Below are 13,662 nucleotides of genomic sequence, written 5' to 3' on the forward strand. Positions count from 1 at the left end.
AAAACCGTTGATAATCAACGGTTTTTCTGGATTTCTTTTATTTAACAGTTTTTTAAATTATAGTGAAAAAATTAGTACAGTTTAAAAAGCTGGGAAGATGGATCCTTCGTACTTTTCCTCAATAAACTTCTTGGTTTTCTCACTGTTGAGCACGGTGTTCAGTGCTTTTGTTTTTTCTGAATCCTTGTTTTCTTCTTTTACAGCCAGTACGTTCGCATAAGGTGATTCAGCGGATTCAATGACAATGGCATCTTCCAGTGGGTTCAGATCTCCTTCGATGGCATAATTGGTATTGATCACAGCTGCGTCCACATCCACCAGTGTTCTAGGAAGTGCAGGTGCATCGAGTTCTTTGAATTTCAGGTTCTTCTCATTGGAAGTGATGTCAAGCACAGAGGCGATTTCAGTGTCCTTCAGGGTGATGAGACCATTGTCTGCAAGGAGCTTCAATGCTCTGGAACCATTGGTGGCATCATTGGGAATTGCGATGGTAGCACCGTCTTTCAGCTCATCCAGGGAGGAAATTTTGTCAGAATAGAGACCCATTGGCTCTATATGGACTTTAACGGTCCAGGTGATTCCTAAATTTTCCTTGCTGTTCATCTCCTCAAGATAAGGAATGTGCTGGAAGAAGTTCGCATCCAGCTGGCCTTCAGACAGTGCAGTATTGGGCAATACGTAGTCGTTGAAGACTTTTACTTCCAGCTCATATCCCAGTTCCTTCAGATCGTCTTTGACATTTTCCAAGATCTCAGCATGTGGGACTGCAGATGCTCCAACCACGATTTTTTCTGAAGAGCTTTTTTCTCCGCAGGCGGTTAGGATGGATGTGCTAAGCAGTGCGGCAGTTAGTATAGCAAATATTTTTTTCATTTGATTCTTCCTCGCTTTTTTAATCTGTTTTTTTCTACTGTACTATTTTTAATGGAGTCTAAATTTTCGGTTTTGCACGATATGTTAAAAAATTATCGTGATCAGTGTTTTATGTTCAATAATTTTGTCCTGATATGGGTCATTTAACGTGTGAGCTTCTGGAAAATCCTATTTCCAAGAGATTGGAACAGCTGTACTAAAAGGAAAATCATAACCACCACAATGAACATGATGGTGTCTTCCCATCTATAGTAACCGTAGTTGATGGCTACAGCACCGAGTCCCCCACCACCGATGACACCTGCCATGGCAGAATAGCCCACGATGTTGATGAAAATATTCGTGATGCCCTGAACGAGATTCGGTAGTGCTTCCACGAGCATGACTCTGAAGATGATCTGTCTGTTGGTGGCGCCGAATGAACGGGCAGCTTCAATGATTCCTTTGTCTACTGTATCCAGTGACCCTTCGATAACTCTTGCAGCAAATGGTGTGGCTGCAATAGTTAAGGGCACGATGGCAGCCACTGTTCCTATCGAAGTGCCTACAATCACTCTGGATAGAGGGAACAGAAGAAACATCAGGATAATGAATGGGAAACTTCTAAAGACATTGATGACAAAATCCAGTGCATTATAGAGGTTCTTTCTGGGAGAAAGTCCCTTTTCCTTTGTATAAATCAGTACAATGGCCAAGAATAAGCCTAGTACCACAGAAAAAATACCGGATAGTACAATCATAAGTAATGATTCATATAAGGCATTCAGATACCCATTAAGATTCATTCTTTATCACCTCCCATTTCAGGCCTCTTTGTGTCAGGTACTCTCTGATTCGGTGCTCGTCTTCAGGATGGATATGAAGTACAAGACTTCCTAAAACGCTTCCGTTGAAGTTCTCCAGTTTTCCCCAGACAATGGAGAAATTGATGGAAAGATCACGGCTCATGTTGGTGATGATGGCTTCATCACTGAACTCCTTGGTGAAGAAAATACGAAGGTTTGTACCTTTTGGCAGTATTTCAAGATCCTCCTCACCGAGAAGTTTTTTCAAACTGACTTCTGGATTCAGGAAAAGATCTTCCACTTTGCCAAGTGCCGATACTTTACCACTCTCCATGACACAGACACGCTGACAGATTTCTTTGATCACTTCCATCTGGTGTGTTACAACAACCAGTGTCAGTCCCAGGGATTTGTTGATCTCCTTGAGTAGGGAGAGAATCTCCTTGGTTGTCTTCGGGTCCAGTGCTGAGGTTGCCTCATCGCATAGAAGAATCTCTGGATCAAGGGCGAGAGCTCTGGCGATGGCTACACGCTGTTTCTCTCCACCTGAAAGGGATTTTGGTCTGCTGTGGTATTTTTCTTTCAGTCCAACCAAATCCAGAAGAGACATGGCTTTTTCCTTGGAGGGCTGTTTGTCCATCCCCCATACTTCCATGGGAAGCATGACATTTTCAAGAGCAGTTTTCTGATTAAGAAGATTGAAATTCTGAAAAATCATACTGACTTTTCTTCTCAGATTTCGGATGCCATCGCTGTCCAAAGACGCCAGCCTAAAATTGTCAACAACGATATCACCGCTGGTGATGGGCTCCAGTCCATTGATACAGCGAAGAAGTGTCGATTTTCCAACACCGCTCTTTCCGACGATACCAAAAATTTCTCCTTTCATGATATCGAAGCTTACATCATCGATGACAGCTTGCTGATCATAGTTTTTTCGAAGTGATCTGATTTGAATCAACATCCGTATACTCCTTTACTTGGTCTTTTAGGCAATAAAAAAATCGCCTAAGAATAAACTTAGACGATACACATACAAGTTTATTCTCATCTTTCAGCTGTTACGCTGTAGGAATTGGCACCATATACTCTCGTATTGGTTGCCGGGTTTCACAGGGCCTATCCCTCCACCTCTCTGGATAAGAACATAAATTATTGAATTGGTATTATCTTAGCACGAATTTAGCCTATGTCAATGCTATTCTTCATTCTTTTATAAAAGTGATTTTTGTAAAGGTTTGTAATATCAAATCTTTCCAATATCATTTCGATAATAAAGGTTTTCATTGCGAACTTTTTCTAGAAATCTGTAGATCTTATCCGTGGCGACGTCCTTATTGCCACTGGCAACTACTGACAGGACGCGGCCGGAGTCTGAGAGAATACGGCCATCCTCCCATCTGGATTTGTAGGCATACAGAGTAACCCCTTCTGGACAAAGCCTAAAATAATCGGTGATATCAATCCCCTTTTTATAGTCCAGCGGATAACCTGCAGAAGAGAGTACGACACAAGCGGCGCCCTCTTCCTGAAAGGAGAGCGGTGTTTCTTTCAGTTTGCCGGAAAGGAGCGACAGAAAAACCTCGTGAAGGTCAGAGGACAGGACCTGAAGAAGGCTCTGGGTCTCAGGATCGCCAAAACGAAGATTATATTCCAAAAGATAGACCCCTTTTTCGGTCATCATGAGGCCGAAGAAGATGATGCCTTGAAATGTAAGACCATCTTGGGACAATCCTTCTTGGGTAGGCAGCAGAATGTTTCTATTGAAGTCTTCTTCCATGAATGGAGAATAATGAGGATTTGGGGTAATACTCCCCATTCCCCCTGTATTAAGTCCTGTTTCTCCTGGTCCGATTTTCTTGTGGTCCATGGTGGACCATAATGGAACAATGTGATTTCCATCATAAAGAGAAATGATGGAGGCTTCCTTTCCCACAAGATACTCTTCTACTACGATGGTTTTTGAAGCATCCTGGAACTTCTCCTGTATCATGAATTCAGTGAGTATTGTCAAGGCGTTCTCATAGTTCTCAACGATTTCCACCCCTTTCCCCTGAGCCAGGCCGTCTGCTTTGATGACCAGGGGGTAGGAAGCGGTTTTCAGATATTCCTGAGCGGTGCGAAAATCATCAAACACTTCATAGGCAGCTGTTTTGATATGATGTCTTTTCATAAAATCCTTTGCAAAGCTCTTGGAGCCTTCCAGAAGGGCTGCATCTTTGTGCGGACCGACAATGCTCAGGTTATGCTGTTGAAAGAGATCCACAATCCCTTCCATGAGATTTTTTTCAGGACCGACCACGGTATAGGCGATGCCTGTTTTCTTTGAAAAATCAAGAAGCTCCTCTTGGGTCATGGGAGGTAAGTTTTCACATTTGCTTATATAATGGGTTCCTCCGTTCCCAGGACAAAGATAAATCTCTTCCACGCTGGGAGACAGGGACAGTTTATGGGCAATGGACTGTTCTCTCGCCCCATCACCTACAATCAGTATTTTCATAGAATCCCTCCTAATGCTTGAAATGCCTCATTCCAGTGAATACCATGGCAATGCCATGCGCATCGCAGGCCTGTATGGAGGCTTCATCTTTTAATGAACCACCAGGCTGAATGATGGCAGTAATTCCATGGGCAGCAGATTCCTCTACCACATCAGGGAAAGGGAAAAATGCATCCGATGCAAGTACTACAGCTTGTCCTTTTGCCTTTAACAGTGCAAATTTAGCTGCATCAATCCGGTTGACCTGACCTCCTCCGATGCCTAAGGTCATTTTATCCTTTGTCACGACAATGGCATTGGACTTCACATATTTGACGACTTTAAAGGCAAAGATCATTTCCTCCATCATCTCTTTTGTCGGATTCGTCCTGGTTACGGTCTTTAGCTGATCAAAGATTTTCTGGTCTTCCTCCTGGACAAGCAGGAGTCCATCCAGAGAAACCATGGTGTTTGTGGCAGAGGGCTTTTGGCTGCAGGTGAGGATCCGGAGATTTTTCTTGGTTTTCAGCACTTCCAGTGCGTCATCTGTGTAGGATGGCGCAATGATTACCTCCAAAAAGATCTCATTCATTTTTTCCGCACAATCCTTGGTCACCTCCACATTAAAGCCGATGACGCCACCAAAGATGGAAACAGGATCCGCCGCATAAGCTTTTTCATAACAGTCCAATGCGTTCTCGCCCAGTGCGACTCCGCAGGGTGTGTTATGCTTCAGCGCACAGCAGCAGGGCTCGGAAAATTCATGGACGACCTTCCAAGCGATATCAAGATCTTTGTAGTTATTGTAGGAAAGCTCTTTTCCACTTAGAATTCTGATGCTTTTTAGTGCGCCATGTCCATCGATTTCTTCATATACAGAGGCTTTCTGATGTGGATTCTCTCCATAGCGCAGTGTCTGCAGTTTTCTGTAGGAAAAGCTTCCGTAAGTTTTCTCTTCTTCTCTTAGGAGAAAATTGGCTACAGCGCTGTCATAGGCACCCATGAGATTATAGACAAGCCCTGCGCTCTTTCTGCGGAAAGCGTGTTTCTCCTCTTCTGTGCCCTCTTTATACACGTTCATGAAGGTGCTGTATTCTTTCGGATCACTGAGAACATAGACAAAGGGGTAGTTTTTGGCGGCTGCACGAAGCATGGTGGGTCCTCCGATATCAATAAACTCCACCTGTGCCAGCTCAGAAAGGTTTTCCTCCAGTTTTTCAAAGAATGGATAAAGATTTACGCAGACAAAATCGATGCTCGAAAGTCCGTTTTCCGACACATCTCTTAAATCATCTTCCTGATCCCTTCTGTAGAGGATTCCTCCATGGACCTTCGGATGAAGGGTTTTCACCCGACCATGAAGGATTTCAGGACTGTTTGTGAACTCTTCCAGTTTGGTTACAGAGTACCCTAATGCTTTTAGATGGGTATAGGTTCCTCCTGTGGAGAGTATTTCAATCCCCTCCTTCACAAAAAAATCTGCGAGTTTTTCAATGCCTTCTTTATTATAGACACTCAGTAACGCTTTCATTGATCCGTTCCTCCTTTGCAAGCAGTCGAATGGCATCAATCAATGCGCCTTTCTCCACTGCTGACACTTTCTTCATAACATCATCGCTGGTATGGCACTCTCTGATGCCAACAATTCTCTGAAGCAGGATGGAGCCTCCATCCACCACCTCGCTGACATAATGGACTGTACAGCCTGATATGGGAAGTTTGGACTCCAGTACTTTTTCATGCACTCTCATTCCATACATACCCTTGCCACCGAATTTTGGCAGCAGCGAGGGATGAAGATTGATGATTCTGCTGGACATTTGTGTTAAAACCGGTCCTTCAAGAATGGACAAAAATCCTGCCAGGACCACCAGATCGAAGGCGCAAACCTCTTCGAGAATCCTTCCGGATAAATTCTGATCCCTGGGGAGAATTTTCGTTCTGATTCCTTCCATTTCTGCATAGCGCAAGCCTTCACAGGGACGGTCTGCGAGAACAAGAGACACCTCATAAAGAGAATCCCTCTTCTGGTCCTTTAAAATAGCCTCCAGGGTTGATCCTTTACCGGAGATGAGTACAGCTACCTGAAACATAGTTCTTCGTCTCCTTCATCCACATAACCCAGAAGAACCGGTTCTTCACCTTCTGCTTTGAGAAATTCCAGGAAAGATTCTTTCAAAGCGTTGCTTACACAGAACACGTATCCGATCCCAGTGTTGAAGGTTTTGTAAAAACTCTCTCTGTCCACACCTCTTGAAGCAAGGACATCATAGATGGCAGGCAGCCTGTAGGAATCCTTGTATATGTTCAGTCGAAGGTGCTCTTTCTGAGTGATTCGGGGAAGATTCTCGATAAAGCCTCCTCCGGTGATATGGGCCATTCCTTTGATTTCAAAGTGCCCTAATGCTTTCATGACAATGGATGTATAAATTCGAGTAGGTGTTAGAAGCAGATCCCCAATTCTTTCTTCAAGGACCATTTCCTCGAAATCAGGAAACACCTTGCGAAGCAGTGAAAATCCATTGGAATGAAAGCCAGAGGAAGGCAAGCCGATGAGCACATCTCCTGATTCAATGGTTTCTCCGGTGATGATCTGATCTTTCTCACAGACCCCTACAGCAAATCCTGCCATGTCATAATCCCCTTCTTCGTAAAAACCTGGCATTTCAGCGGTTTCTCCCCCAATGAGTGACATAGAGCCCTCTATGCATCCTTCCGCGATGCCTTTCACAAGTTCTGAAGATACATCTGCATCCAGTTTTCCGCAGGCGATATAATCCAGAAAAAAGAGCGGTTTTGCCCCGTGGCACAGAATGTCGTTGACACACATAGCAACGCAGTCAATCCCAACAGTGTCGTATTTTTTCAAATCCAGTGCAATACGGAGCTTCGTGCCCACGCCATCTGTACCTGAAATCAGCACTGGTTTTCTGTAGCCTTCCGGCAGCTCCATCATTCCCGCAAAGGAACCTAATCCATTCAGAACCAGAGGGCTTAAGGTTTTTTTCGCATAGCCTTTGATTTTCTCTACGGAACGGTAGCCTTCCTCGATATTCACGCCTGAAGATTTGTAATCCATCATCTTTATTCAAGACCTCCTAAGAATTCGTTTGGTGCACCCAAGGGGTATATCCCCGTAAAGCAGCCGATGCAGAAAGACGTGTCTTCAAGACAGGAAAGGAGTCCTTCTGTAGACAAATAAGTGAGACTGGTGCTGCCTATATAATCATTGATTTCTTTTTTGGACATATTTGCAGCGATGAGATTTTCTCTGTAAGGGGTATCAATGCCAAAATAGCAGGGAAACATCACCATGGGCGAAGATACTTTAAAATGAACTTCTTTAGCGCCAGCTCTATAGAGAAGATCCACGAGATATTTGGACGTTGTTCCTCTTACGATGGAGTCATCGATGAGAACTACACGTTTTCCAGCCACCACATCTTTCTGTGCATTGAGTTTTAAGGATACTACTTTTTCTCGTGTTTCCTGATTTGGTGTAATGAAGCTTCGGCCAATATACTTATTTTTAGAGAACCCGATGTCAAAGGGAATACCGGAGGCTCTGGAGTAACCGATGGCCGCTGCCAGACCAGAATCAGGCACACCAATGACTACATCTGCTTCTACAGGAGATTCTTCATAGAGTTTTTCTCCGGTTTTCACTCGCACATCATGAACGCTGATTCCATCGATGACAGAATCAGGTCTGGCGAAATAAATATACTCAAAAGAACAGGTCTGTTTTTTGGTTTTTTCGGAGTATATATAAGAGGTGAGCTCGCCATTTTCAATGACGACCATTTCTCCGGGAAGCACATCCCGAAGCACTGTTCCTTGTACGGTATCGATGGCGCAGCTTTCTGAGGAAAGAATATAGTCCTCCCCTCTTTTTCCGATGATGAGGGGCCGTATGCCGAAGGGATCCCTGATACCGATGAGTTTGGAGCCGAATGCAATGACCAGTGCGAAACTGCCCTTTACGGTCTGAACCGCATTAAGTACAGCGTTTTCCAGACCCTTATGAATCCCTCTGGAGATGAGATTCACCACAATCTCAGAATCTGTATCTGTCTGAAACAGAACACCACTGTCTTCCAGAAGACTGCGGATGAGATTGGTGTTGATCAGTGTACCGTTATGGGCAACTGCCAGAGAACCGAATTTGCTTTTGGCTGTCAGGGGCTGCGCATTCAGTACATTGGAATCTCCTTTAGTGGAATAACGCACATGTCCCACAGAAATATTTCCTTTCAGTTGAGCCAAATCTTCTTCACTGATTGCAGCGTTCACAAGTCCCATTCTTTTTCGGACCAGAAGTTCCCCCTGATGAATGGATGCGATCCCTGCGCTTTCCTGTCCTCTGTGCTGCAGAGCGTAAAGGCCATCGTAGACATCATAGGCCGCACTGCTGGAATCTGAGTAGATTCCGAAGACACCGCACTCCTCTTTAAACTTATCGATGATTTCAATCATGCTTTTTATCCTCTTTTCATACGGGACACAACTTCTTCGTATGCGCCCTTCACATTATCAAGATTTCTTCTGAAACGGTCTTTGTCCATTTTTTCCAGGGTTACTTCATCCCAGAGTCTGCAAGTGTCCGGGCTTATTTCATCTGCAAGCAGCAGAGCTCCCTCCTGATCCTTCCCGAACTCCAGCTTGAAATCCACAAGGATCAGACCTAATTTCTGAAAGAATGACTTCAGAAGCACGTTGATTTTTGCTGTTGCATCATAAATCTCTTTCAGCTCGTCAAAGGTGGACAGACCTAGAGCCACGGCGTGGGTATCGTTGATGAGAGGATCGCCGAAGTCGTCATTCTTATAGCAGATTTCAAATATTGTTGTGTTCAGCGCTGTGCCCTCTTCAACACCAAGTCTTTTGGAAAAGGACCCTGCCGCGACGTTTCTCACAATGACTTCAAGTGGTACGATGGTTACCTTTTTCACCCTCTGCTCTCTTTCAGAAAGCTTCTCAATGAAGTGTGTTTTAATGCCATTTTCTTCAAGATATGTATAAATCATGGATGAAATCTCATTGTTCATGACACCTTTGTCAGAGATACTGCCCTTTTTTTCTCCGTTGAATGCAGTAGCATCGTCCTTATAGTAGACAATGACTTCACTCTCCTTTTCTGTGCTGTAGATGATTTTTGCTTTTCCTTCATATAGCTTATTCATGAATACATTACCTCCATTGTGTTATTCTTTCTTATGGTTTCTTTCATGGTCTCTCGGTACGCTTTCAGTTTTTCTTTCAGTTCCGGATACTTGATGGAGAGGATTTCCACAGCCAGCATGGCAGCGTTGAATGAATTGTTGATCCCCACCGTAGCCACTGGAATTTCTTTCGGCATCTGAACGATGGATAAGAGAGCATCCAATCCTTCCAAAGCCCCGTTGAGGGGAACACCTATGACAGGCAAAGCTGTCTTAGAGGCGACAACACCGGGAAGATGTGCGGCAAGACCTGCCCCGGCAATGATGATTTCAAAGCCCTCTTCCTCCTTTTTGTGGAGAACCTCTCCCAGCAGTTCAGGTGCGCGGTGTGCTGAAATGGCATAGGATTCATTGTGCACACCAAACTGATCCAGCAGGTCCTTTGCTTTTTTCATGATGGTCTGATCGTTGGGACTTCCAAATAGAATAAGTACTTTCATAAGATCCTCCTAATATAACTACATTTGAACATGTTTTATTTTTTGAAGTAATCCACACCGGCTTTGAAAAAATCCTCATAATATGAGCCCGTGTAGTTTTTGTATAATCCATCCTGATAACGCTCTGTATGACCCATTTTCCCGAATACACGTCCGTCCTTGGAGGCGATTCCTTCGATGGCATACATGGATCCGTTGGGGTTAAAGGGAGCTTCCATGGTGATGTTATGTTGAAGATCCACATACTGCGTGATGATCTGTCCATTCTCAAGAAGTGTTTTGAGCATCTCAGGAGTCGCTGCAAATCTCCCCTCCCCATGGGAGACTGGTACATCATGGACATCACCCAGTGCACAATACTGCATCCAGGGAGTATTTCTGGAGACTACTTTGGTTTTTACCAGTCTGGACATATGTTTTCCAGCAGTATTGTATGTGAGAATCGGCATATCTTCTTTAGGACTGATGATTCTGCCATAGGGCAGAAGACCTGATTTCACAAGGCCCTGGAAGCCGTTGCAGATGCCAAGAATCAGCCCGTCCCTCTCATTTATGAGCCTTTCCACCGCTTCTTTCACAGGTGTGCTCCTGAGCACATTGGCGATGTATTTTCCTGAACCCTCTGGTTCGTCTGCTGCACTGAATCCGCCAGCCAGCATCAGTATTTGACAGCTGTCGATTTTATCAGCTAAGGTTTTAAGACCATTCTCCAGGGCATCTTTTCCGCTGGGCAGAACAAAGGAATGCACTTCCGCTCCTTCCTTTCTGAAGGCGAACTCCAGGTCCAATTCACAATTGGTGCCGAAGAAAACTGGAATAAGGACCTTCGGTTTTTCTGTCAGCTTTCCATGATATGTATCCGGTGTCTTGTGTGAAAAAACTGCGGGAAGGTTCTCTCCTTCTTTCCGGAAAGACGGGAAAACATTTTTCAGTGGTGACTCCAGATGGGTAAGCGCTTCCTCATAGGGAATGAACGCCTCGCCGTACTTTACACCATCGGAGTCCGTGGTTTTACCAACCACCAGCAGTGAATGGTCCTGACCTTCTCTCAGAATCCCACACACATCTTCATAGGCCACTTCCAGGAGAAAGCTTCCGGGATCTTTTTCAGCCCAGCCACTGGGGATTCTTGTGAGCTCCATGCCCACTCTGTTGCCCAGGGCCATGTTCAGCGCTGTGGGAAAGAATCCTTTCTTCAATGTGTCAACGGATATAATTTTTCCTTGTTCTGTCAAGGTCTTCAGGAAAGCTGCATTTTCTTTGAATGAGGTCTTTTCATACATCCCATTGTTTCTTTCCGTTCGCAGCAAGAGAAGACTGGTCTTTCCACCTTTCATTGTGTTCACAAGAATCTTCTCTTTTTCTGCTGTCTGTACAGCAAAGGAAATCAGTGTGTTTGGTACGTGAATCTCTTCAAAACTGCCGGACATGGAATCTTTGCCGCCAATTGCAGGCACCTCAAAATCCAGCTGCGCTTGAAGTGCTCCGAGCAGTGCGGAAAAAGGCTTTCCCCAGTTGCGCGCATCGGTGCCCAGTTTACGGAAGTATTCTTGAAAACTCAGTCGTATGCCGGTGAGATCTCCCCCCATGGCAATGATTTTTGCGATGCTTTCCACCACGGCCTCATAGGCGCCCTCATACGGTGCGCGGTCTGTTACTTCCGGGTCAAATCCATAGGTCATAAGAGAAGCATCCAGAGTGGTCAGGTTTTTCAGAGGAATCACCGCAGCCATACCGGGGCTTTTGGTGTCCTGATACAGTCCCCCATAAGGGAGCAGGAGGGTACCTCTTCCGATGGTGGTATCGAAATTTTCCAGGAGCCCTTTCTGGGAGGCGTTGTTCAGCTGCTGCAGCATACTGAACACTGTTTCTTTCGATGGCAGTTTATCAGCTGGCGCATCCTCAGCGGATGTTGCCGCTTCTACGAAAACATCTGTCTCCTGATGGGCACCGTTGGTATCAAGAAATGATCGCTTCAGTCGGACCACAATCTGATCTCCATGGTACATTTCCATATAACCCGTATCTGTTACTTCTGCCACAAAAGTAGCTTCCACATTTTCTTCCAGGCAGATCCTTTGTACAAAGTCCAAATCTTCTTTACGGATGACAACAGCCATTCTTTCCTGTGATTCCGAAATGGCAATTTCAGTAGGATCTAGTCCCTGGTATTTTTTAGGTACCCGGTGGAGATAGATCTTAAGGGAAGGTGCAAGCTCACCGATGGCTACAGAAACACCTCCTGCACCAAAGTCATTGGATTTTTTGATGCATTTTGTCAGGTCTTCTCTTCGGAAGAGTCTTTGAAGTTTCCGTTCCTCAACGGCATTTCCTTTTTGCACCTCCTGTCCGGAGATTTCCACGGAGTTCTCATCATGCTCCTTGGAAGAGCCCGTCGCACCACCAATGCCGTCCCTGCCTGTCTTGCCACCAAGAAGAAGAATCAGATCTCCTGGGACGGGTGTCTTCCGTATGACGTTTTCCTTCAGGTTGGCAGAAATGACAGCACCAGTCTCCATTCGTTTCGCTTCATATCCAGGGTGATAGATTTCTTCCACAAATCCAGTAGTCAGCCCTATCTGATTTCCATAGGAGGAGAATCCTTTTGCAGCACCTTTCGTAATGGTCCGCTGCGGAAGTTTTCCTTTCCTGGTCTGAGCTATGGTTTTTCTAGGGTCGGCAGCTCCTGTGATTCTCATACCCTGATAGACGTAGGTTCTTCCACTGAGCGGATCTCTGATGGCTCCTCCCAGACAGGTAGCGGCTCCACCAAAAGGCTCGATTTCAGTAGGATGGTTGTGTGTTTCGTTTTTGAACATGATGAGTGCTTCTTTCAGGCCATCTGTGGTTCTGACGGTTCTCTCAATACTGCAGGCATTGATTTCCTCCGATTCATCCAGATCCTGGACCTTTCCGGTTTTTTTCAGGTATCTGGCCCCTACCGTTGCCAAATCCATCAAAGTGACAGGTTTATGATCTCTGCCCAGAATCCCTTTGATTTCTAGATACCGTTCAAAGCTCTCTTTTTCTTTCCTTGCCTCCTCGCTGAATCTGATGTTTTTGATTTCTGTAAGGAAGGTGGTATGTCTGCAGTGATCGGACCAATAGGTGTCCAGCACTTTCAGTTCTGTGATGGAGGGGTCGCGCTTTTCTTCGGTAAAGTAGGTTTGTATAAGAGCAAGATCATCCACGGTCATGGCAAGCTGATGCTCTTTCTGGAATTCTTCCAGTGAACCAGGATCAAGCTTTGTGAAACCCTTCATGGTCTCCACAAGGAGAGGCTTTTCCGGAAATTCTGTGAACTTCTCTTCCATCATCCCTTCTCTCATTTCCACAGGATTGAGCAGGTAGTTTTTAATCTCAACCAGCATTTCCGAAGTTGCCTCCGGTATCACATAAAGGGTTTTGTAACGTACCTCTATATCAGAAAGACCCAGGGTAAGAAGAATGCACTCTTTTACAGCTTCTGCTCTCTGATCATACTGCCCCGGAAGAAGTTCAAGCAGAAAATGTGGTTCATCTAAAAATGAAAAAGGTTCTTCGTGGACCACATCAATCTGCGGATCACTAAAAACCGTGTTCTTTAGAGCGTTCAACTGTTCGTCCTGAAGTCCTCTCACCTGGTACAGGTGAAGAACTCTTGGCGACAGGTTGAAACCCAGCATTTCATTCAGTTCATTTTTCAGCGCCTCAGCATCCTGCTGAAAACCTAATCTCTTTTCCACAAAAACATTTCTTATAAGTTCCATGACAACCTCCGAACGATTTATAGGTAAATAATAACATTGTACATGGAATAGTCAATAATTTTCGATATTTTTCTTTTTATAATTCGTACAGGTAAGAACAATAAAACACGAGTT

Annotated in this window: 11 protein-coding genes and 1 riboswitch; all 11 genes read right to left on the bottom strand. The window is 44.8% G+C overall.

Features of this window, described 5'->3' with window-relative positions:
* Positions 1 to 81: 81 nt before the first annotated feature.
* The 11 genes from DEF30_RS11595 to DEF30_RS11645 all read right to left on the bottom strand — a co-directional run bounded on the left by DEF30_RS11595 (position 82) and on the right by DEF30_RS11645 (position 13,548).
* Entirely contained in the window at positions 82 to 873 is a 792-nt protein-coding gene (locus tag DEF30_RS11595) for a MetQ/NlpA family ABC transporter substrate-binding protein (protein ID WP_294099535.1), read from the bottom strand.
* Positions 874 to 1,016: 143 nt separating this feature from the next.
* On the bottom strand, positions 1,017 to 1,658 hold the full coding sequence (locus tag DEF30_RS11600) for a methionine ABC transporter permease (RefSeq protein WP_294099537.1): 642 nt from the start codon (positions 1,656 to 1,658) through the stop codon (positions 1,017 to 1,019).
* Positions 1,648 to 2,619 carry a methionine ABC transporter ATP-binding protein gene (locus tag DEF30_RS11605; RefSeq protein ID WP_294099725.1) on the bottom strand — a complete coding sequence of 324 codons (972 nt, stop codon included), beginning with the start codon at positions 2,617 to 2,619 and terminating at the stop codon, positions 1,648 to 1,650. The genes DEF30_RS11600 and DEF30_RS11605 overlap by 11 nt, the downstream gene beginning before the upstream one ends.
* Positions 2,620 to 2,702: 83 nt before the next feature.
* Positions 2,703 to 2,804: riboswitch (SAM riboswitch) on the bottom strand.
* A 100-nt stretch (positions 2,805 to 2,904) separates the two neighbouring features.
* Entirely contained in the window at positions 2,905 to 4,158 is a 1,254-nt protein-coding gene (purD, locus tag DEF30_RS11610; RefSeq protein WP_294099539.1) for a phosphoribosylamine--glycine ligase, read from the bottom strand.
* A gap of 10 nt (positions 4,159 to 4,168) precedes the next feature.
* On the bottom strand, positions 4,169 to 5,668 hold the full coding sequence (purH, locus tag DEF30_RS11615) for a bifunctional phosphoribosylaminoimidazolecarboxamide formyltransferase/IMP cyclohydrolase (protein WP_294099546.1): 1,500 nt from the start codon (positions 5,666 to 5,668) through the stop codon (positions 4,169 to 4,171).
* Positions 5,643 to 6,230, bottom strand: coding sequence for a formyltransferase family protein (locus DEF30_RS11620; protein WP_294099549.1), 588 nt, complete (start codon positions 6,228 to 6,230; stop codon positions 5,643 to 5,645). Before DEF30_RS11620 ends, purH begins: the two co-directional genes overlap by 26 nt.
* Positions 6,218 to 7,219: a phosphoribosylformylglycinamidine cyclo-ligase gene (gene purM, locus DEF30_RS11625; RefSeq protein WP_294099561.1), complete on the bottom strand. Its 1,002-nt coding sequence runs from the start codon at positions 7,217 to 7,219 to the stop codon at positions 6,218 to 6,220. Before purM ends, DEF30_RS11620 begins: the two co-directional genes overlap by 13 nt.
* 2 nt (positions 7,220 to 7,221) lie before the next feature.
* Positions 7,222 to 8,613: an amidophosphoribosyltransferase gene (gene purF, locus DEF30_RS11630; RefSeq protein ID WP_294099563.1), complete on the bottom strand. Its 1,392-nt coding sequence runs from the start codon at positions 8,611 to 8,613 to the stop codon at positions 7,222 to 7,224.
* A 5-nt stretch (positions 8,614 to 8,618) separates the two neighbouring features.
* Positions 8,619 to 9,320, bottom strand: coding sequence for a phosphoribosylaminoimidazolesuccinocarboxamide synthase (gene purC, locus DEF30_RS11635; RefSeq protein WP_294099565.1), 702 nt, complete (start codon positions 9,318 to 9,320; stop codon positions 8,619 to 8,621).
* Positions 9,317 to 9,799, bottom strand: a complete 483-nt coding sequence (gene purE / locus DEF30_RS11640) for a 5-(carboxyamino)imidazole ribonucleotide mutase (protein ID WP_294099568.1) — start codon at positions 9,797 to 9,799, stop codon at positions 9,317 to 9,319. The genes purC and purE overlap by 4 nt, the downstream gene beginning before the upstream one ends.
* A gap of 35 nt (positions 9,800 to 9,834) precedes the next feature.
* Positions 9,835 to 13,548, bottom strand: a complete 3,714-nt coding sequence (locus DEF30_RS11645) for a phosphoribosylformylglycinamidine synthase (protein ID WP_294099570.1) — start codon at positions 13,546 to 13,548, stop codon at positions 9,835 to 9,837.
* Positions 13,549 to 13,662: the final 114 nt, after the last annotated feature.

The sequence above is a fragment of the Proteiniclasticum sp. genome (assembly GCF_003514505.1).
Taxonomy (GTDB): domain Bacteria; phylum Bacillota; class Clostridia; order Clostridiales; family Clostridiaceae; genus Proteiniclasticum.